This window comes from Neobacillus niacini, assembly GCF_023715785.1.
Lineage (GTDB): Bacteria > Bacillota > Bacilli > Bacillales > Cytobacillaceae > Neobacillus > Neobacillus niacini_E.
Genome location: NZ_JAMBOX010000007.1, coordinates 199462 through 220289, shown reverse-complemented (window position 1 = coordinate 220289; position 20828 = coordinate 199462). Strand labels below are relative to the sequence as shown.

At 38.5% G+C, this 20828-nt stretch carries 19 protein-coding genes; all 19 read left to right on the top strand.

All coding sequences use genetic code 11. The annotated features are described in order from the left end of the window. Positions 1 to 56 precede the first annotated feature (56 nt). Entirely contained in the window at positions 57 to 824 is a 768-nt protein-coding gene (locus M3234_RS14845; protein ID WP_262305468.1) for an SDR family NAD(P)-dependent oxidoreductase, read from the top strand. Between the two features lie 721 nt (positions 825 to 1545). Next, entirely contained in the window at positions 1546 to 2265 is a 720-nt protein-coding gene (locus M3234_RS14840; RefSeq protein WP_262305467.1) for an IclR family transcriptional regulator, read from the top strand. A 63-nt stretch (positions 2266 to 2328) separates the two neighbouring features. Beyond that, positions 2329 to 4362 carry a hydantoinase/oxoprolinase family protein gene (locus tag M3234_RS14835; RefSeq protein ID WP_262305466.1) on the top strand — a complete coding sequence of 678 codons (2034 nt, stop codon included), beginning with the start codon at positions 2329 to 2331 and terminating at the stop codon, positions 4360 to 4362. Continuing rightward, positions 4359 to 6077, top strand: coding sequence for a hydantoinase B/oxoprolinase family protein (locus M3234_RS14830; RefSeq protein ID WP_262305465.1), 1719 nt, complete (start codon positions 4359 to 4361; stop codon positions 6075 to 6077). The genes M3234_RS14835 and M3234_RS14830 overlap by 4 nt, the downstream gene beginning before the upstream one ends. 51 nt (positions 6078 to 6128) lie before the next feature. Then, entirely contained in the window at positions 6129 to 7286 is a 1158-nt protein-coding gene (locus tag M3234_RS14825) for an acyl-CoA dehydrogenase family protein (RefSeq protein WP_262305464.1), read from the top strand. A gap of 7 nt (positions 7287 to 7293) precedes the next feature. Beyond that, on the top strand, positions 7294 to 8067 hold the full coding sequence (locus M3234_RS14820) for an enoyl-CoA hydratase/isomerase family protein (protein ID WP_262305463.1): 774 nt from the start codon (positions 7294 to 7296) through the stop codon (positions 8065 to 8067). 19 nt (positions 8068 to 8086) lie between these two features. Further along, complete coding sequence (locus tag M3234_RS14815) at positions 8087 to 9271, top strand: CaiB/BaiF CoA transferase family protein (protein WP_262305462.1); 1185 nt, start codon at positions 8087 to 8089, stop codon at positions 9269 to 9271. A 55-nt stretch (positions 9272 to 9326) separates the two neighbouring features. Continuing rightward, entirely contained in the window at positions 9327 to 10517 is a 1191-nt protein-coding gene (locus M3234_RS14810) for a CaiB/BaiF CoA transferase family protein (RefSeq protein ID WP_262305461.1), read from the top strand. Positions 10518 to 10532: 15 nt separating this feature from the next. Beyond that, complete coding sequence (locus M3234_RS14805) at positions 10533 to 11672, top strand: thiolase family protein (RefSeq protein WP_262305460.1); 1140 nt, start codon at positions 10533 to 10535, stop codon at positions 11670 to 11672. Positions 11673 to 11678: 6 nt separating this feature from the next. Beyond that, a complete protein-coding gene (locus M3234_RS14800) occupies positions 11679 to 12110 on the top strand; it encodes a Zn-ribbon domain-containing OB-fold protein (protein ID WP_262305459.1) in 432 nt (143 codons plus the stop codon). 2 nt (positions 12111 to 12112) lie between these two features. After that, on the top strand, positions 12113 to 13363 hold the full coding sequence (locus M3234_RS14795; protein WP_262305458.1) for an ABC transporter substrate-binding protein: 1251 nt from the start codon (positions 12113 to 12115) through the stop codon (positions 13361 to 13363). A gap of 33 nt (positions 13364 to 13396) precedes the next feature. After that, entirely contained in the window at positions 13397 to 14644 is a 1248-nt protein-coding gene (locus M3234_RS14790) for an ABC transporter substrate-binding protein (protein ID WP_262305457.1), read from the top strand. Positions 14645 to 14721: 77 nt separating this feature from the next. Then, on the top strand, positions 14722 to 15588 hold the full coding sequence (locus M3234_RS14785; protein WP_262305456.1) for a branched-chain amino acid ABC transporter permease: 867 nt from the start codon (positions 14722 to 14724) through the stop codon (positions 15586 to 15588). Next, a complete protein-coding gene (locus tag M3234_RS14780) occupies positions 15585 to 16655 on the top strand; it encodes a branched-chain amino acid ABC transporter permease (RefSeq protein WP_262305455.1) in 1071 nt (356 codons plus the stop codon). Before M3234_RS14785 ends, M3234_RS14780 begins: the two co-directional genes overlap by 4 nt. Then, entirely contained in the window at positions 16639 to 17346 is a 708-nt protein-coding gene (locus M3234_RS14775) for an ABC transporter ATP-binding protein (RefSeq protein ID WP_262305454.1), read from the top strand. The genes M3234_RS14780 and M3234_RS14775 overlap by 17 nt, the downstream gene beginning before the upstream one ends. Continuing rightward, positions 17347 to 18063 (top strand): ABC transporter ATP-binding protein, encoded by a 717-nt coding sequence (locus M3234_RS14770; RefSeq protein WP_262305453.1) that lies wholly within the window; start codon positions 17347 to 17349, stop codon positions 18061 to 18063. 31 nt (positions 18064 to 18094) lie between these two features. Further along, positions 18095 to 19444: a phenylacetate--CoA ligase family protein gene (locus M3234_RS14765; protein WP_262305452.1), complete on the top strand. Its 1350-nt coding sequence runs from the start codon at positions 18095 to 18097 to the stop codon at positions 19442 to 19444. Between the two features lie 16 nt (positions 19445 to 19460). Beyond that, entirely contained in the window at positions 19461 to 20309 is an 849-nt protein-coding gene (locus M3234_RS14760; RefSeq protein WP_262305451.1) for a 3-hydroxyacyl-CoA dehydrogenase family protein, read from the top strand. 95 nt (positions 20310 to 20404) lie between these two features. Next, complete coding sequence (locus M3234_RS14755) at positions 20405 to 20812, top strand: MaoC family dehydratase N-terminal domain-containing protein (protein WP_262305450.1); 408 nt, start codon at positions 20405 to 20407, stop codon at positions 20810 to 20812. Positions 20813 to 20828: the final 16 nt, after the last annotated feature.

The window sequence follows — 20828 nt, the reverse complement described above, 5'->3', positions numbered from 1 at the left end:
ATAAAATGTTGTTCTGGAAGATTCATAAATGCCTATTAATTTTGGGAGGAGAATATATGCGGTTAAAAGGAAAGGTCGCAGTTATTACTGCTGCAGCGTCTGGAATGGGAAAAGCAGGAGCATTACTTTTCGCAAAAGAGGGTGCCGTAGTCAATATTTTAGACTTTGATAAGGAAAATGGGGAAAAAGTTGTTCAACAAATTCGAGAAACTGGCGGAGAAGCAAATTTTTTTGATACAAATTTATTAGATATGACTGAAATAAAAAAGGTGATAGAAGACATCTATGACAACAATGGGAAAATAAATGTACTATGGAATCACGCAGGTACTCCGGGTCCTTCAGATTTAGAAGAAGTTGAAGAATCTGAATATAACTTTGCCATGGATCTTAATTTAAAAAGTGGCTTTTTTACGACACAATATGTAGTTCCGATTATGAAACAAATAGGTGGAGGTTCGATCATTTATACTGCTTCCATTGCTGGTTTAAAGGCTTCACCATTTAGTCCAGTTTATGCAGCAGGAAAAGGTGCGGTAGTGAATATCGTCCGTTCATTGGCTGTTCGCTTTGGAAGTGACAACATTCGTTTTAATTGTATTTGTCCTGGGCTGGTAGAAACACCAATGATGGAAAAATTTTTAAAAAGATCTGAGAATGATAACCTTGAGAAGAACAAACAAACGCTATTAGATAATATTCCATTAGGCAGGTTAGCAAAACCTAAAGATATTGCCAATGCTGCTCTCTTTCTTGCTTCAGATGAATCTGAATACATCAGTGGAATCAATCTTCCAGTAGATGGTGCTTATTTGGTGAAATAAGACAAATATTTAAAGAGATATCAAATAAGATAATACATTAAATCAGGTTGGATGCCGGATAATTGTGAAAACCGGTATCCAAAAAAAAGTGAGAGTATTTAAACAATATTGAAACCAAGTGGAGACAGCTTAACTAGACTGTTTGTGTTGGTTATGCCGTCTAAGAAAAAAGAGCCGTCTTTTGTGGATGGCTCTTACTTATTTATTAAGAGATTCATGTAGAAAGGAGGAGCTACATCTACATCAGTTTTATCGATTATAAAATTTTCGATGATTTTCTCTTTATTTCGCAACGATTTGCTGACTTTCCTCGACAATAAATATGAAATAAGTCCTTATGATTAACTATTTTACTATAAATTATAAACATTATAAGATAAAAGTGGTTGAAATTCCTCGTAACTATCAAATTGGAGTACTTAATAGGAATCCATTTGACTTTATCTTTGGTTAACTCTTTCTAAACGATCAAAACTTTATTTTAAAATTATATAATGAGTAAACTTTTGATTGTTTCAATTGAAACTATGACATAGTGAGGAATTAGTAAATTGTAGAATTGTTCCGAATATTTAAAATTGACAAAAAAGTGAACAAAAATTAAACTTAAAAGAAAAAAGGGTACGGTGTTCCCTTTTTTGGGGGAGTTGTTCAAAAATTCAAAACCAGTGCAAATTTGCAGCCCGTAAACATTTCATTTTCAGTAAAGGTTGTGGATGATATGACAGAATTAAATAAATCCCTGGAGAGGGCAATAAGTATAATAAATCAAATTGCTGTAGAAAATGCAGTCGGTGTAAGAGAATTGTCTAGAATTACAGGGTGCTCTTTAACACAAACTGAAAAGATCGTTAAAACATTAGAAGAGCATAAATACGTAGATAAGGATGAATCAGGAAAAATCGTCCTTGGCAGGGAATTATACTACTTAGGAAAATTAGTTGAATCCAGAGTTGATGCGATTCAGATCATGCTTCAAGAAATTCAAGACTTGGTTAAAGATATAGACGAAACTGTTTATATCTGTCAAAGACGCAACAAACATACTGTTTTCATCGAAGGAATTCAATCCAGTCATGCCATTCAGTATGTACCAGTAATGGGTACGCCATATGACTTACCTTATGGAGCTACTGGAAAGGCATTTATGGCATTCATGAAGGAAGAAGAAGTACTGGATATGTTAAATTTCTATCAAATAGAGCCCGATAAAATTTTAGCACAATTGCCTGATATAAGGAAAAATGGATATTCAACGAGTATCCAAGAAAGGTTCGAAGGATTAGCAGGTATTGCGTTTCCTCTCGTAGGCAAAGATGGCTCAGCTTCTTTTGTTCTCGATATTGCTATCCCAACTTATCGATATTCAGATGAAAAGGGGGAATATATTATTCAGCGGACCAAAAAAACAGTTGATAAGTTGTTAACCATTGCCAACTAGTTGGTATTAATCTTATCACATAGATGAAAGCACTTACAATCAGATTTTGTAGGAGGGATTGAATTGTCAAAGTTAGCCGGTGTGGATGTAGGGGGAACATTTACAGATTTGTTTTATATCGATATCGAAACAGGGGAAGTAAGAATAACAAAAGTTTCATCGACACCTAAAGATCCCAGCGAGGGATTAATCCAAGCATTAAAAGCAGGAGATATCCCGATTAGTGATTTGGAAATGTTTTTGCACGGTACGACCATTGCGACAAATGCCATTATCCAGCGAAAAGGCTGCAAAGCAGCGTTAGTAACGACATCTGGTTTTAGGGATATTTTAGAATTAGGACGCAGAGATAGGCCGCATATTTACGGTTTGTCAGGAGTTCAAAATCCATTAATCCCTAGAAATCTTCGATTTGAGGTTGCTGAGAGATTAAATCATCGTGGAGAGGTTATCACTCCCTTAAATGTAGAAGAAGTGAAAAAAATTGGCGGTTACTTATTAGATTTAAATGTAGACGTTGTCGTTGTTGCATTTCTTCATTCCTATGTGAATCCGAAACATGAACTAGAAGCAGGGCAATTCCTGAATGAAATAAATCCCAACTGGCATATTGTTCCTTCTTCTGAAATTCTTAATGAATATTACGAGTTTGAAAGAACCAGTACTGCGGTAGTAGAAGGATATTTACGTCCCCTAATTTCTAAATATTCTGAAAACCTTAAAGAGAAGCTATCCAAATCACAATATAATAAATCTATTTCCATTATTCAATCCAATGGCGGGGTATTAAATATCGACTTACTCGGTAAAAATTCTTCCAATATTATTCGCTCAGGTCCGGCAGCAGGTGTGATTGCGGCATCATTTATTGCCGAACAAATCGGATATAAAAATATTATTACCGGTGACATGGGAGGAACTAGTTTTGATGTTTCACTTGTGTTAGAAGGTGTTCCAAAAGTATCTGAACAAGTTGATCTTGATTTTAGGATTCCATTAAGAAAAACAATGATTGACATCCATACCATTGGGGCGGGCGGCGGAAGTATTGCTTGGATTGACCGCGGCGGAATTTTGCAGGTTGGTCCACAAAGTGCCGGAGCGTTTCCAGGTCCTGTTTGCTATAACAATGGCGGATTGGAGCCAACGGTAACTGACGCAAATCTTGTCCTGGGAAGAATTGACGCTGAAAACCCGATCGGTATTGATGGTACATTGAACAAGGAATTAGCAGAGGAAATCATTACCAAAAAAATTGCAGAACCACTTGGACTATCTTTGCATGAAGCAGCAGAAGCCATTCTACGGGTCGTAAATAATACGATGTCTGGAAGAATGAGAATTCTATCGATTGAAAAAGGACATGACCCTCGAGATTTTGTTTTTGTGGGCTTTGGTGGAGCAGGACCATTACATACCGCTTCACTTATTAAAGAAGTTGGAATGAAGAAGGCATTGATTCCATGTTATCCCGGTGTTATTTGCGCATTAGGCTGCGTCATTGCAGATGTAAAACACGATTTTACCCAGACAATCAATCTACCTCAAAGTGATTGGGATTTAAACCTAATCAATAGAGTTGTAGATGAAAAGATTTCAGAGGGACATTCAAGATTGGAAGCAGAAGAAATTAAACTAGAAGGCATTGAGAATGAAATTTTTGCTGATATGTCATATGAAGGTCAAATTCACACCATTCGAGTACCACTACTACCGCCATTAAGTAAAGAATCGATTATTCAAGCGTTTGAAAAAACGTACGAAAAGCTCTATAAGCATACACTCCCAAATATCCCACTTACTTTAATTAATTTACGAGTCTCTGTTACGGGAAGAAGAAAGCCAATCCAGTTAACGACATTCATGAAAAACCATCACGCAACAACGATTGAAGAAGCGAAGAAATCTTCAAGAGAAGTGTACTTTAATGGAAGATTCTATAACACACCAATTTATGATAAAAATCGATTCCCTCTTAATCAAGTCATTGAAGGACCTGCGATTTTTGGTCAAGAGGATACAACCATCATTTTAGAGCCAGATATGTCTGCCTATGTGGATGATCTTGGGAACCTTATTATGGAGGTAATCAAATGATAGATAATATTTCATTAGCTGTAATTAAAGGATCATTAGAACAGGTTACCAATGAGATGGATACCATTCTTATTAAATCATCTCTTTCTCCGATCATCGCTGAAACAAATGATATGGCAAATGGTATTTATCATCCGAAGACAGGTGAAACCATTGCTCAAGGGAGTTTAGGTCTCCCGGTATTCCTATCAAATATGCAATTCGCCGTTCAATCCGTGATTAATTCTGTACAAGATGTGTCTGACTTTAAGCCTGGTGATGTGTATATGTTGAATGATCCTTATCTAGGCGGTACGCATTTACAAGACACTCAGTTTGTTCGGCCAATCTTTTACGATGGAGAATTATTTTGTTTCTTAGCAAATACGGGGCATTTTATGGATATTGGCGGTGGAACACCAGGCGGATGGGCACCAAGTGCAACTGAAATCTATCAAGAAGGCATTCTAATCCCACCTGTGAAACTTTATAACGAAGGCAAATTAAATAAGGATCTCTTAAAAGTTTTCTTGAAAAATATCAGATTACCTGAGCAAGTGCTTGGTGATATTGAAGCAATGAAAAACGCTCTAGAAACAGGAGAATCTAGATTATTAGAAGTTATTGATCGTTATGAGAAGGCCAATGTTCTTGCTTGCTTAGATGAAATGATTATCCGCTCTGAAAGACAAATGGCGTCTTATATTTCAGAGATTCCAGATGGAGTTTATACATTTGAAGATTACTTGGATAATGATGGTGTAGTTGATAAGCCATTGAAAATATGCATTTCGGTAAAAGTTACTGGTCCCAATATGGAGATTGATTTTACAGGAACCGATCCAAATACTGTTGGACCCATGAATTTATCCTATTCTACCACTGTTTGTGCTTGTCACATCGCAATTAAACATATATTTCCAGACGTTCCGGTCAATGGAGGGACTTTTAAGCCAATCAAATTCAACATTCCAGAGGGAACATTAGTCTATGCTAAACCGCCGCACTCTGTCAGTGGGTACACAGAAGTTCTTGGACGTGTTATTGATGTATGTTTCGGAGCCTTGCAAAAAGCAGTCCCAGATAAAGTGCCAGCTGCAACATTTGGAACGACAGGAGTGATGACAATTGGTGGTGTTCATCCAGAAACAGAAAAATATTTCGTCGGAGTTTTTCCTTACCCAGGTGGATATGGAGGGTCAAAGGAAACGGATGGACTCATTCATGGAAATACACCTCAAAGTATGGCGAACTTTATGTCGATTGAATCCTCAGAGCATCGTTACCCAGTAATGTTTGAATGTTTCAAAGTACGCGAAGGTTCTGCTGGAGCAGGTTATCATCGCGGTGGCACTGGTTCAAGTTACACCATCCGCTCTTTGTCAGATCAAATGGTTGTTTCTATCATGGGGGACCGCGCAAAATACCGGCCATTTGGAATTGCAGGAGGAAAAGATTCCGTTCCCAATAAGGTAGTGTTTCACCTGGAGACGGGTGAGATGGTTCCAGTTATGCAAACAAAGATTGACAAACAGCCATTGAAAAAGAATGAAACAATCGAAGTCAACTCCCCTGGCGGCGGTGGATATGGTGACCCAACTGCCAGATTACCAGAGTTAGTGTTAGCCGATTTAAATGGTGGTTTCATTACCGAAGAGCAAGCAAAAAATGACTATGGGATTAAGTTCCATTCAAAAGTAACGGAGCATGGATATACATTTTATGAATTAGATTAGAAGAGGTTTGAATGAAATAAATACTACTCAGATAACTAGGAGGAGAAATTGATGAGTGAAGGCTTTGTTTTATCAGATGAGATGGAAATGCTGCGTGATAATGTTAGAAAGTTTATTAAAAAAGAAATTCTCCCAAGAGAACAATTAATAGATTTAGATGCACCATTTTTTCCGGAAGATATACAAAAAGAAGTTCAACAGTTAGGCAGAGAGCTGGGAATTTGGTATGTGGATGCTCCTGAAAAATACGGTGGTGCAGATTTAAGTATTTTCGCTCAAACGATTATTGCTGAGGAGGCTTCTCAGCATCGGATGGGTGCATATAACGCTGCAGGAGGAGCATTTGGCTTTGAGTTACCAAATGTAATCTTTAAAGGAACCCCAGACCAAATTGAAAGATTTGCTGTTCCAACGATTCAAAAAGGCGGATCTGGGTTTGTGGGGATTACAGAACCAAGCGGCGGGTCGGATCCTGCTCGTGCAATTGAAACAAAAGCAGTTAGAGATGGAAATAAGTGGATTTTGAATGGAAGTAAAATTTTTATTTCTGCAGTGGAATTTGCTGATTGGGGTGTCGTTTATGCTCGAACATCCGAAGGTAGAAATGGGATCACAGCCTTTCTCGTAGAAATTGATGCTCCGGGCTTCTCTTATAAACCAATTCCCGTTATCCGCTCTTGGTACCCAAAAGAATTGGTGTTTGATAATTGTGAGATTCCACTTGAAAACCAATTAGGTGAAGAAGGCCAGGGTTTTAAATTAGCAGAGCATTGGCTGACAAAAGGGAGAATTCCATATGCTGCCGGATGTATCGGTATTGCTGTAGCGGCATTGAAAATGGCAGTTGAGTATACGAAGCAAAGAGTAACCTTTAAAACACCTCTAGCTGACAAACAAGCTATACAATGGATGATTGCTGATTCTGAGGTTGAGATAAAAGCAGCCAGATGGTTGACTTGGGAAGCGGCTTGGAAGGCAGATCGTGGTGAGCCATTCAAAAATGAAGCTTCGATTGCCAAATTATATGCAACAGAAGTTGCTAACCGTGTCGTAGACCGCTGTGTGCAAATTTTTGGTGGAATGGGTGTTAGTAAAGAATTCCCATTCGAGCGTTGGTTCAGAGAATTAAGGATTAAGAGAATTGGAGAGGGTCCTTCTGAGGTTCACCGAATGGTTATTGCCAGAAATCTTTTAGGAGAAAGAAGGTAACTAGTAAATGGCGTTACTTTTTGAAGTTCAAAATCGAATTGCAACCATAACCATCAACCGGCCTGAGGTTATGAATGCAATGGATCCTGAAACCTATAAAGAATTGTCTGATGCCTGGATTGAAGTCAGAAATAATCCAGAGATTTGGGCTGCAGTCATTACGGGTGCTGGAACAAGATCGTTTACTGCTGGGGCTGATTTAAAGAAAACCGTGACAAAAAGACCTGAAAAATGGGAATTGTTTCTTACCCAAAAAGATCAGCTTTTAAATAGAGGTTTAGAGGTGTGGAAACCGATTATTGCTGCCGTTAATGGGTATTGTCTCGGCGGTGGTGTCACATTGTTATTAGCGACAGATATACGTGTAGCAACACCTAATGCCACATTTGGGCTTTCTGAAGTAAAACGTGGACTCATTCCCGCAAATGGTGGAACACAAAGGGCTTTACGCCAATTACCATATCCGGTTGCAATGGACTTATTAATGACAGGACGTACAATCTCTGCTGAAGAAGCATTACGATATGGTCTGATAAATGAAATTGTTCCTCAAGAGAATTTGATGGAGCGCGCATTGGATTATGCAAAGCAAATTGTAGAAAATGCGCCGCTAGCTGTGAGAGCAGTTAAAGAATTGGCTGTTAAATCACAATATTTATCGCTTCAAGATGGATTGCGGATGGAGCAGTTATTTGAGAGCTATTTGAGAGGAACAGAAGATGCCATAGAAGGTCCTAAAGCATTTGCGGAAAAAAGGAAACCTAATTTTACAGGTAACTAGATGACAAGGAGGGAGTTTTATGCCTGGTCCTTTAACAGGAGTGAGAGTTCTCGATTTAACACAAGCTGTTTCGGGTCCTTATGCAACCCTTTTAATGGCTGACCTGGGTGCAGAGGTGATTAAAATAGAGCCGTTTAAAGGGGATCAGGCACGTGAAATCCCCTCACCAATGGTTGGTGATCAAGGTTCCTATTTTGTTGCCATGAATCGACAAAAACGGAGTATCCGCCTGAACTTAAAATCAGAAACAGGTAGAGAGATCTTTTATGATTGCGTGCGTAAATCTGATGTAGTGTTTGATAATTTCCGGCCAGGTGTAAGAGAGCGCTTACAAATTGACTATCAAACACTCGCTGGCATTAATCCTCGGATCATTTCATGCTCCCTTTCTGCGTATGGAGCTACAGGACCATATAAGAATAAACCAGGATATGATTTAATTATTCAAGCATTAGGCGGCGGGATGAGTTTAACCGGAAATCCAGGTGAGCCCCCTGTCAGAATGGGGCTTCCAATCGGGGATTTGGGCGGTGGAATGTGTAGCATTACTGGTATTCTTGCCGCGCTATATGAAAGAGAAAAGAGTGGGATTGGGCAGCATATCGATACGTCCTTATTAGATGGACAGATTTCATTATTAGCCTATCAACTAACTGATTATCATACTTCGTTGGAGATTCCAAAGCCACATGGTACTGGACATCCATCTGCGTCTGTTTATAGGATGTTTGAAACGAAGGAGGGGTATATCGTAGTTGTCGCACATCGAGAACACTTTTTTCTCGGATTAGTAGAAGCAATGGAACTCCCTGAACTTGCCATAGATGAGCGTTTTAATCATCCTATTGGGCGAAGAGATCATCGAAAGGAGTTAGAGAGTATTCTAGAAAAAGTGTTTTTAGAAAAAACAGCAGTTGAATGGAGAAAAATATTGGATAAAATGGATGTCCCATGTGCAACTGTTTCAACACTTGATCAAGTAATGGAAGATGAACAAGTCCTTGCCCGCAAAATGATTGTAGATGTTGATGCAACATATGGGTCTTACAAAGCACCGGGAAATCCAATCAAAATGTCACGGACTAATGAAGAGCGGGTGTTCCCAGCACCTTTTTTGGGGGAATATTCAGAAGAATTCTTAAAAAATGTTCTAGGCTACAGCCAAGAACAGATTGATAATTTGATAGACAAAGAAATTATTTAAAAAATGTATGTGATTTCCAGCATCAAAGAGTGAAATATTTTTAGGTGGTGTTTTTATGGGAAAACCTTTAGAGGGTGTTACAGTTCTAGACCTTGGGCAGATTTATAATGCGCCTTACTGTACGCTTTTATTGGCATACTTAGGGGCTGAAGTCATTAAGCTGGAACCGGTAAATGGAGGAGAGCACCTTCGAAAACGGTTAGGAAAAGAAGGTGCACAGTTTCCATTCCTCATGCTAAATAACAATAAAAAATGCATCACGTTAAATTTAAAAGATGAAAAGGGAAAAAAACTTTTTTTTGAGCTAGTGAAGAAAGTTGATGTGGTCATCGAGAATTTTGCTTATGGTGTCATGGACCGTCTAGGATTTAGTTATGAAAAATTAAAAGAGGCTAATCCATCGATCATCTATGCATCTAGCACCGGTTTTGGCGGCAGTGGACCTTATAAAGATTTACCTGCGATGGATTTAACCATTCAAGCATTATCTGGAATCATGAGTATTACTGGTTTTGCAGATCGGCCGCCAGTAAAATCCGGCCCGGCAATCGCAGACTTTACAGGTGGAATCCATTTGTTTGGCGGTGTTATGACTGCTCTCTATAAAAAGGCGAAAACTGGCGAGGGTGACCGTGTCGAAGTCTCGATGTTTGATGCCGTATATCCGTCACTTGCATCTAGTTTAGGCTATTATTTTGGACATAAACAGCCACCTCCACGAACAGGAAACCGTCACAGCGGTCTTGCCGAGGCTCCCTATAATGTATACCCAACAATAGATGGTCATATCGCTATATTTTGTGTGAATGATAAGCACTGGGCAAATTTAATGAATGTAATGAATTTACCAGAATTTATAGATGATCCACGATATTCTACCATTCCTGAACGAATCAAAAACATTGATGAAGTTGATGAACTGATTACGGAGTGGACGAAAGGATTTAACAAAAGGGACTTGTTCCAGCTGTTATCTAGACACCATGTTCCATGTGCTGCTGTTCAAGATTTGGAGGATATTCATAATGATGAACATTACCGAATTAGTAAAATGATTAATGATATTGAACACCCAGTTCATGGGAAAATATCTGTCCCTGGTAATCCGATACGTCTTCAAAGTCAAAATGATTTGGATATTGTCCCAGCAGCACAGCTTGGTGAACATAACATGGAGGTTTACCATGGCTTGTTAGGAATAACAATGGAAACACTTGAGGAGTTAATAGAAAAGAAAGTGATATAACGTACTGGAGGAATAATGATGGGCTCTATTTCGGAAAAGTATTGCATCATCGGGGTTGGTCATACAAAGTTTGGAAAACATCCTGGCCGTACTACCCTCGAAATGAATGTAGAAGCAATCAAAAATGCAATCGAAGATTGTGGAATAAATAAATCTGAAATTGATGCAGTCTTATGTAAATATCCAACCTCAAATCACTCGATGATGTACAGTACACAAGTGGCTCAAGCGGTGGGTATTGTACCAAAAGTATCAGGTGTTATTGATATGGGAGGAGCAACCAATATCAATTTAATCCAATATGCAATCACTTCAATGGAATTAGGTCAGTGTACAACAGCAGTTATTTCCTTCGCAGATAATCCGTTAACTGGATCAAGAAATGCTTACACACATCCTTGGGGAAATGATGGGTTATATGGTTGGTTTGGCACACCACCAGCATACGGAATGATTGCACAACGGCACATGGATTTATATGGTACAAAAAGTGAGCAGCTAGGTGCGATCGCAGTCGCGGCACATAAACATGCTTCACTAAATCCTAATGCTCAAAGCAGGAAGGTCATCTCCATTGAAGACCATCAAAATAGTAAGTTTATTGCAAAACCCTTGCATTTATACGATTGCTGCCTGGTGTCTGATGGCGGTGCAGCTGTAATTGTTACAAGCTTAGAAAATGCTAGAAATTTAGGAATCAAAAATCCTGTTACCATCCTAGGTCTTGGACAGTCTCATCCTTCATGGGATATTGAGTTAAGGGAAGAAATCACCGTTAGTGGGGCTAAAGAATCAGGTCGAATGGCGTTTGAAATGGCTGGATTAAGACCACAAGATATGGATTTTGCCCAAATCTATGATTGCTTTTCCATTGTAAATTTAATTACTTTAGAAGACTATGGTTTTTGCGAAAAGGGAGAGGGCGGTTCATTTGTTGAAAATGGCCGTATTGAATTAGGGGGCTCCTTGCCTGTGAATACCTCAGGTGGACTTTTATCCGAAACGGGTATGCCTGGGTTGCAGTTAATAATAGAAGGTGTCAGGCAGCTCCGAGGTGAATGCGGAGAACGACAGGTTCCTAATGCTCGGTTAGGCGTAGTGAGTAACCAAGGCGGCGTTATGACAACACATTCGACAATGATTCTTGGGAGGTGATGGTAGATGAGTTTAGACAATATTTTAAATGAACTATTCCCTGTTATTACAGAAAGCAATAAACCATTTTATGATGCGTTAGGTGAAGGACGTTTAACTGCAAACAAATGTAATGAATGTGCACATACTTTTTTACCACCTGCGAACCATTGCCCCAATTGCTTATCCGATCAAGTTGACTGGACTGCTTTATCTGGTGAGGGGACTGTATATAGCTGGGTGGAGTACCACCGAGCCTATCATGTAGCTTTCAAAGATAAAATTCCCTATGTAGTTGCCATTGTTCAATTAAAAGAAGGCCCTAGAATGATCTCAAACATCATCAATTATGATTCTGATTTTTTAAAAGTAGGAATGCCAATTCAAGCTGTCTTTACCTCAGGGTTAGGTGATGTTCCAATTGTGCAATTTAAACCGATAATCGGAAAAGAGGGATGAGTATGCGGCAAATTTCAAAGATTACACTAATCTTATTTTTAATGCTTACTATTTTCATTGTAGGATGCAGCAACTCTGTATCAAATGGGTCAGATTCGGAAGGTGAAATTAAGATCGGTGTGATTCAGCCATTCTCTGGTCCTAACGCTCAAGCGGGTGAGGAAACGTTTAAAGGAAATGAATTAGCAGTAGATGAAATCAATGCAAATGGCGGCTTATTAGGTAAAAAAGTCAAACTTATAAAGGCCGATGCAACGAATGCCCAAGAAGCAATTTCTGAGGCTGAAAGATTAATATCAAAAGAAAAAGTAGACATTATTACCGGAACGTATTTAAGTGGAGTAGCTTTTCCAGCAACTCAAATCGCAAATAAACACAATGTTCTTTATTGGGAAACCAATGCATTAGCTCCTAATATTACCCAGCAAGGATTTAAAAATGTAATCAGGATCGGGCAAAATTCCGACACATTTGCCTCGGTTGCCGTTGATTCCATTAAAAATGTAGTTGCTCCAGCACTTGGAAAATCAGTTAAAGACTTAAAAATAGTAATTATTCACGAACAAAGTATCTATGGTACCTCAATTGGAGAAATGGAAGAAGAAAGATTGAAAGATTTGGGTGCACAAGTTTTGAAACGAATCCCTTACGACCCTGCAGCAGCGGATTTATCAAGTGTTGTAAACTTATCTAAAAATGAAAACCCTGATATTTGGCTGCGAACTGGATATGTAAATGATGGATCATTGTTATTGAAACAAGCAAGAGACATTGGTTGGAAACCTCCTGTGATTATTGGTGTAGCAGATGATAGCACCTACTTACTTGATGCGCTAGGTAAAGACGGGATGGAAGGAATTTTAAGTATTAGTTACCCTCCATACGATGTAAGTGAAGATTATGCACCGGGTATTGAGGCGATGATGAAAAGCTACAAAGAAAAGTACGGAAGTGATCCGAAAATCCCTCAAACTTTGGTTTCTTTTGGTGGAACAAAAATTTTATTTGATTTAATCAAAAATGCTGAATCAACCAATGCCGATAAAATTAGAGAATCAGCTTTAAAAATGGATGTTGAAATTGGGGGTACTTACCCTACAGGCTATGGGGTTAAGTTAGATCCGGGAACTCTTGATAACACAAGAGCATACCCAGTTTTAACACAGTGGCAGGATGGGAAAATCAGAACAATCTATCCTTCTGAAGCAGTTGGAACAGATGCGAAAATTAAACTCCCGCTTCAGGGCTGGTAATAGAAGTAGATAAACTCCAGAAGGGAGATTACTATGGGGAAAATTCAAAGAAACGTATTGATCCTATTGTTGATAGCTACAATTTTTATAGTAGGTTGTAGTAACTCAGCATCCAGTGACTCAGATTCCCAAGAAATTATTAAGATTGGAGTTATTCAACCATTCTCTGGTCCGAATGCTCAAGCAGGAGAAGAAACCTATAAAGGAAACGAATTGGCTGTTGAAAATATAAACACAAACGGAGGTTTGCTTGGTAAGAAGGTTAAGCTGATTAAAGCAGACGCTACTAATGCACAAGAGGCCATTTCAGAAGCTGAGAGATTAATAACAAAAGAAAAAGTAGATATTATTACAGGTACTTATGTAAGTGGTGTAGCATATCCTGCAACCCAAATTGCAAATAAATATGGGGTTTTATATTGGGAAACCAATGCATCAGCTCCTAATATCACACAACAAGGATTTAATAATGTCATTAGAATTGGTCAGTATGGTGTACCAATGGCAACTGTTGCTGTAAATTCCATAAAAGATGTAGTTGCACCAGCACTTGGAAAGTCACTTACAGAATTAAAAGTAGTAATTGTTCATGAACAAAGTATCTATGGTACGTCAATTGGTGAGATAGAGGAGGAAGAACTAAAAAAGTTAGGTGCTAAAGTAAAAAGAATACCATATGATGCAGCTTCTGCAGATTTATCCAGTGTTGTAAATTTATCTAAAAATGAAAACCCTGACATTTGGCTGCGAACAGGATATGTAAATGATGGTGCATTGTTATTCAAACAAGCAAGAGATATTGGGTGGAAACCACCTGTAATAATGGGTCAAGCAGATGATAATGCGTACTTACTAGAAGCATTAGGCGATAAAGGAATGGAAGGTATCCTAAGTATTAGTTATCCTTCCTATGACATGAATGAGAAATATGCTCCTGGTATTAAAGATTATTTAGATAGTTATAGGAATAAGTATGGTTCTGAACCAAAAATCCCTCAAACTTTGGTTTCTTATGGTGGTACAGAAATATTATTTGATTTAATTAAGGAAGCTAAATCCACCGATGCTAATAAGATCAGAGAAGCAGCATTAAAAATGGATGTTAAAATTGGTGGAACATATCCAACAGGATACGGTGTAAAGCTAGACCCGAAAACACTTGATAATACAAGAGCCTTTCCTGTTTTAACACAATGGAAAAACGGGGAAATCAAAACAATTTATCCTCCTGAAGCTGTTGGTACTGACGCTAAGATTGAACTTCCATTAAGAGGCTGGTAATTGTAGTTGGAAACAAACCCGTATATTTATTATTTTCAGAATATACGGGTTTTTCTGGAAATGAAGAGGGGGATAGTATGGGGCAAATTATTATTTCGGGTATTTTATTAGGAGGCATATATGCCATTGTTAGTTATGGTCTAACACTTATATTTGGTGTTATTCGTGTAATCAATTTCGCCCATGGTTCATTATTAATGGTTGGCATGTTTATGGCTTATTATTTATCCAAGGGAATGAACCTTAATATTTATTTAATGATGCTCATAGTGGTCCCATTAATGTTTATATTAGGGGTTTTGATCCAAAAATATTTACTTTCGAAGGTTATCAATGAACCGGATATGCAATTGTTTGTAACATTTGGTTTGCTATTGCTATTTGAAAATGTCATGTTAGCGGTCACTAAGGGAGAATTTTTTAGTCTTGATATGAATATGGGAACTATACCTATAGGTTCGCTAGTTCTTGATTGGGGAAGATTGATTAATTTAGTTGCTGCTATTGTTTTAGCGATATTGCTGCTATTATTTCTCAATCATACCAAGATTGGATGGGCAATTCGGGCTGTCAGTCAAAATCGATATGCCGCAGGTATCATTGGCCTAAGAGTTGAACGTCTCTATATCTTGGCTTTTGGTTTAGGCAGTGCTTGTATTGGTATTGCGGCTGTCCTCTTAACTCCAATTTATACCATTTTCCCCCATGTAGGTTTCAACTTTGTTATCGTTTCCTTTGCCGTTGTTATTTTAGGCGGGCTAGGAAGTATTCCAGGCGCATTAGCAGGCGGCATGATTATCGGACTGCTTGAAAGTTTAAGTGGTTATTTAATTGCACCGGAATTAAACCAAATTGTTTGGTATCTGCTTTTCCTATTAGTACTATTTTTCAGGCCTGCCGGTCTATTTGGAATTGCTGGTTCTGAGGAGGGTGGTGTGAAATGAGTCAGTCTAATAGTATTCAGACGGCAAACAGCAAATTAAGTAAGAATAAAATCTATGCAGTGGCTGGCTTGTTCATCCTTTGTATTGTTCCATTACTGCTTTCACAGGAGCAATACTACTTAGACATTGTATTTCAAGCTTTTCTTTTCGCTGCACTAGCTTCTAGCTGGAATATCATTGGCGGTTTTGGCGGTCAGCATTCCTTCGGTCATGCCATCTTTTTTGGTATTGGTGCCTATACAACCGCCATTTTATTTATGAATTACCAAATTAGTCCATGGATTTCCATTTGGATTGGAATGCTGATCTCCCTCTTTGTAGCGTTTATTATTGCATTACCCACCTTTAGACTTAGGGGAGCATTCTTCTCGATCGCTACTTTAATTATCAATCAGCTTGTTTTAGTTCTCGTCCTATATTACAAGGAAATAACGAATGGATCTCAGGGTATTCTATTGCCCTATGAGCCGTCGTTTAAAAATATGATTTTTGAAAATAGAATGGCATTTGTCTATATTGCCTTTAGCTTTATGTTGATTACCATCTTCGTTTCATATATAGTGCTTAAAAATAAATTGGGTTATCAATTGCAAGCCGTAAGGGAAAATCAAGATGCATCGAGAATCCTTGGAGTCAATCCGTTTTGGGTTAAGATGAATGGACTTTTTATTAGTGTAGCGCTCACATCTATGGGTGGCTCAATTTATGCCATGTATATTAGATTTGTCGATCCATATTTAATATTGTCAGTTGCAGAAATAGGAGCTATGTTCGTGTTAATTACCATGATTGGCGGTATGGGTACACTATCTGGTCCAATAATTGGTGCCATTTTAATGATGCCAATTGACATTCTACTAAGGGGAAGTTTAGGCGGAGTAAGACCTGGTTTAAATATTGTTGTATTTAGTTTGCTATTAATCATCGTAGCACTATTTTTTAAAGAAGGAATTGTTGGTACCGTCAAGAATAAATTGGAACAGCGAAAAACAAAATTACTTGGTGAATATTCGGTAGAAACAGACAAAACGAGAAACGAGGTGAACCCGAATGCTGAAAGTTCATGATGTATCCAAGTCATTTGGCGGGTTATTGGTAATTGATTCCTTCAGTATGGAGGTTCAGCCAAATCAAATTGTTGGGATAATCGGGCCCAATGGAGCTGGAAAAACAACACTATTTAATATTATTACCGGCTACCTATCTCCTGATCGAGGGACAGTCACCCTTGATAACCATAACATTACCAAAAAGAAGCCAGAAAAAATTAACCGTTACGGCATCGCCCGAACCTTTCAGCTAGTTAAGCCGTTTGCCAATATGACTGTTTTAGAGAATGTAATGATTGGTGCATTTTCACATACTTCAAAAACAGCAGAAGCTAGAAGAATTGCCCAAGAGTATGTCGAATTGGTTGGTTTACAAAATAAAGCAAATGAAAAGGCAGGAAAATTAAGTCTTCCTGAAAGAAAACAGATTGAGCTGGCAAGGGCTCTTGCTACTGAACCAAAATATCTGTTCTTAGATGAAGTGTTTTCAGGTCTCAACCCAACAGAAATAGAGGAAATAATTAAGTTGATTCATAGTATCAAAGAATTAAAAAAGATTTCCTTTGTGGTTATCGAGCATAACGTAAGGGTGATTTCTGGTATATCCGATAAAGTATACGTCCTTCACCACGGGGTCGTGATTGCTGAGGGGACTCCAGAAGAAGTCCTAACAAATCAAGAGGTTGTAGCTGCCTACTTGGGAGGGTGAGTGAACTTGGTGATTTTGGAAATTAAAAATATAGATGTCTATTATGGTGATTTACAAGTCATCAATAATCTTTCCTTATCGATTGAAGAGGGAGGAATTACCTCCATTGTCGGCGCTAACGGAGCAGGGAAAAGCACGTTAATGAATTGTATTTTGGGTGCAATTAAACCGAAAAGAGGCAAAATTAATTTTAATGGCCAGGATATTACAAGTCAAAAAACCTTTGAAATTGTTGAAAGAGGAATCTCTTTAGTTCCTGAGGGAAGAGGATTATTTCCTTTTTTAACCGTAGAAGAAAATCTTATTTTAGGTGCGATTTCGAAACACGCAAAATCTAAGACACGTGAAAATTTGGACCGAGTTTATTCCCTATTTCCTAGATTAAAAGAACGGTCTAAGCAAAGAGCAGGTTCTCTTAGCGGAGGGGAACAACAGATGTGTTCCATTGGCAGGGCTCTAATAGCCGAGCCAAAGGTTATTTTACTCGATGAGCCTTCATTGGGATTAGCGCCGATTATGGTGAAAACAGTTATGGATACGATTGAACAGCTGGCAATGAATGGATATACGATCATTTTGGTCGAACAAAACGTCATGACTTCCCTTGGAATCTCCAAGAAAGGTTATGTTTTACAAGAAGGAAGGGTTGTCATGGAAGGCAGTGGTGCAGCGTTACTAGCGAATGATGAATTAAGGAAATCATATCTTGGTGTTTAAATCAGTGCCCTTAGGAGGTTTATCAAATCGAATGGATCATACTCAGTTAATCCAAAGCGAAATCGGGAAAATGAATGCAAAAGAGGTTATAGAATTTCAAAACCAAAAGTTTCTGAACCAAATAGCTTATGTGTTAAAAAACTCTGCTTTTTATCAAAAGAAATTTACAGATCAAAATTTGTCCGTTAATGATATAAAAAGCATCGATGATCTTACAAAAATACCTTTTACCGAAAAACAAGAGTTGAGGGATGCATTATTACAGCAGCCGCCAAGACTAGGAGCAAATCAAGCAGCTAGTGATGTTAGTCTTGTTCGTATTCATTCATCAAGTGGGACAACAGGAAGGCCTACCTATGTTGGGTTAACGAAGCAAGATGCAGAGCTTTGGGATCAAACAATTGGAAGAGCTCTATCTATTGCAGGGATTGGTCCGACAGACGTAGTCGCTCATTGCTGGAATTATAGTATGTTTGTCGGGGGCTTAGCAAACCACTTGGGTGGTGAGACTACAGGTGCGACAATGATTCCGATTGGAATTGGACAATCCAATCGACTAGTCAGGATGATTAAGGAACTTGGAATAACTGCCATTACTGGTACACCTTCTTATATCTTGTACTTAGCTAATGTTGTTCGTAAGGAATTGGGCGTTGAACCTGCTGCATTGGGAATCAAGACGATTATTACGGGGGGAGAGCCTGGCGGTGGTGTTCCCGCTACAAGGGAGTTAATCGAATCTACCTGGAATGCCGAATGCCATGAAGTAATGGGGATGGTGGATATTCACCCCATGATCGGCGCTGAGTGTCAACATAAACAAGGAATGCATTTTACCGTTCCTGATTTAGTGTTAACAGAATTAATTGATGTTGATACAGGTGAAATGCTTCCAATTGCTACAGGGGTAATTGGTGAAGCAGTATATACGCATCTCGAGCGCTATGCAAATCCGATCTTGCGTTTTCGTTCACATGATATGATTGAAATTTTGGGAACTGAATGTGAATGTGGACATAACGGATATCGTTATCGAGTAGTAGGCAGAACGGATGATATGTTAATTGTCAAAGGCGTTAACGTATACCCAAGTGCAGTAGAAGATGTATTACGCAGTATAGACCAACTAACCGGTGAATTTGCTATCTTACTAGAAAAAGAAGGCGTTCAACAGGATTACCTTAACATTGTCGCGGAATATGCCAATTCAGTAGATTCTTCAGAAATAGAAACACTGAAAAAAGAGGTTGAAAAGAAAATTGCAGAAATTTTATTGTTTAAAGCAAATATTGACTTGGTAGAACCAAATACCTTACCGAGGTTTGAGCATAAAGCAAAACGTGTTTACAAAACATTTCTTGGTGAAAATATTACAAAATAATGGAGGGTTCTGGCTGATGGGTGAAATTCGAAAAATCATGGTAGTAGGTGCCGGACAAATGGGTACTGGAATCACGCAAGTTTTTGCACAAGCAGGACATGAAATGGTTTTGGTAGATTTGAATGAACAAATTCTGGAAAAAAGCATTGGGAATATTAGCAGTATGCTTGAAAGAAGTGTGAAAAAAGAGCGAATTACGGCAGAGCAAAAAGCTGCAACCTTAGCACGGATTACTCCAACCTTAAGCTTAGAGGATGGGCAAGAAGTTGATTTTGTGCTCGAGGCAGTTACAGAAGATACAGAAATTAAGAAAGATGTATTCAGAAGGTTGGATAGTATTTGTCAACCAAATGCGATTTTGGCCTCCAATACATCTACCATTTCAATTACCTTATTAGGCGGCGTCACGGAAAGGCCGGATAAAGTAATTGGCATGCATTTTTTTATTCCAGCACCTGTTATGAAGTTAGTAGAAATCATTAAGGGACTAAATACTTCCAATGAGACATTTGAACAAACCCAAAAGTTATCCGGAATTTGTGGAAAAGAGAGCGTTGAGGCAAAGGATTATGCAGCTTTTACGGTCAACCGTTTGCTTGTGCCAATGTGGAATGAAGCGATGTTTTTGGTTATGGAAGGTAATAAACCAGAAGAAGTCGATAAGGCAATGCGATTAGGCGCGAACTTCCCGATGGGTCCGCTTGAACTTGCAGACTTTGCTGGCTTGGATACTGTTTTATCCGTAATAGAAACGATGCATGAAAGTTTCGGAGAGTCAAAGTATCGTCCGTGTCCGTTGTTGAAGAAAATGGTGGAGGCTGGACAATATGGTAGGAAATCCGGTCAAGGATTTTATAAATATTAAATATATGGTTATGGACTAGAATGCTCTAAAAAGATGGATAAAGGTCGGAAATGTACTATGAATTTTCGGCCTTTTTAAGTGTAGGAGGGGTGAACATGAGTTTACGGGATAAGGTTGGAATCCATTTTGAACCGTTCACATTTGAAATTGAAAAGGGGAAAATTAAAGAATTTGCCATGGCTATAGGAGATGCCAATCCCTGTTATCAAGCGGGTGAAGCCCTCCCTCCGACATTTGCAACGGTAATTGAAATGTGGGGAGGGACTGATTTTATCGAGCTTGCAGAAAAATTGGAGCTTGAATTACCAAAAGTGCTTCACGGGGAACAAGAATACGAGTATTTAGGGAAGATCAAGGTTGGGGAAAGAGTAACAGGTGTAACGAGCGTTACAAATGCCATAAGTAAAGAAAACATGGATTTGATAAAACTAGAAACCCATTACAAAAATGAAGCTGGGGAGCTTGTTTTAATTAGTCGTAATACGGTTATTGAACGACATTAAGCTAAAGATTTTTGCA